At 69.6% G+C, this 1,105-nt stretch carries 1 protein-coding gene and 2 pseudogenes; all 3 read right to left on the bottom strand.

Annotated elements, in window-relative coordinates; all coding sequences use genetic code 11:
* Nucleotides 1-282: pseudogene (locus IH09_RS36140) on the bottom strand (GTP-binding protein); the annotation flags it as partial.
* Nucleotides 263-880: a DUF742 domain-containing protein gene (locus IH09_RS36135; RefSeq protein ID WP_052861981.1), complete on the bottom strand. Its 618-nt coding sequence runs from the start codon at nucleotides 878-880 to the stop codon at nucleotides 263-265. The pseudogene IH09_RS36140 and the gene IH09_RS36135, both read right to left, overlap by 20 nt.
* A gap of 83 nt (nucleotides 881-963) precedes the next feature.
* Nucleotides 964-1,105 (bottom strand): annotated as a pseudogene (locus IH09_RS36130) (roadblock/LC7 domain-containing protein); the annotation flags it as partial.

The following is a 1,105-nucleotide window of genomic DNA, read 5'->3' as shown; positions in this document are numbered from 1 at the left end:
AAGCGGTCCTGTCCGGGGGTTCCGAAGAGGTACAGGATCAGGTCCTGGTCCAGGGTGATGCGGCCGAAGTCCATCGCGACCGTCGTGGTCGTCTTGTCCGGCGCGTGCGTGAGGTCGTCGATGCCCGCCGACGCGGAGGTCATCACGGCTTCGGTGCGCAGCGGGTTGATCTCTGAGACGGCCCCGACGAACGTGGTCTTACCCACGCCGAAGCCGCCCGCCACCACGATTTTCGCGGAGGTGGTTGGAGCGGGCTGCACCGCTAGAGCTTGCGAAGTCCACTGAGCACCCTTTCGAGCAGTGTCACATCTGGCTGTCCGCCGGCGGTCTCGTCCCCGCCGGGCTGATGGATGGCGACGAGTCCGGCCTCCGCCAGGTCGGCGACGAGGATCCGGGCGACGCCGAGGGGAAGGGAAAGAAGTGCCGAGATCTCGGCGACTGACTTGATCTCGCGGCAGAGGTGGCAGATGCGCTGGTGCTCCGGCAGCTGCCCCTGCAGCTGGGCGGGGTCGGCGGTCGTGCTGACCAGCGCCTCTATGGCGAGCTGGTAGCGCGGCCTGGTCCGGCCTCCGGTCATGGCGTACGGACGCACGAGCGGGTTGTGCATGCCCCCGGCGGGGGCGTAGGACTCGGGCTCGTGCCACGACGGCTGCGCCTGCTGGCTGCGGGCCGCCGGTGGCTGGTCGTACGCCGAGGGCTCGTACGGCTGGGTGTCGTACGGCCAGGGCTGCTGCTGGTGCTGCTCGGGGCGCGGCGGCTGGTGCTGCTGCGGCCGGCGGCTCGGCGCGGACGGGAAGTTGAAGTGGTGGTGCGGGGTCTCGCCCTGGGGACCGGACTGCTGTCCGGGCCCGTACGGGTATCCGCTCGGGGGCGTTGCCACGTCTCCTCCTCCAACTTGCCTGTCTGACGCCGGTCTCGCTCCGAACCTTATGGCGCGGTGGCGGGAAACGCACTGCCTCTCTGTCAGTTGAGCAGGCTGCCCTGCAGCTCTGCGCGGAGGTCGGGTGTCAGGACGGTGCCTGCGCGGTCGACCAGCAGGGCCATTTCGTAACCGACGAGGCCGATGTCGCACTCGGGGTGTGCGAGGACGGCCAGGGATGATCCG

Source organism: Streptomyces celluloflavus (genome assembly GCA_000720995.1).
GTDB lineage: Bacteria > Actinomycetota > Actinomycetes > Streptomycetales > Streptomycetaceae > Streptomyces > Streptomyces celluloflavus.
This window is presented reverse-complemented; position numbering and strand designations above follow the sequence as displayed.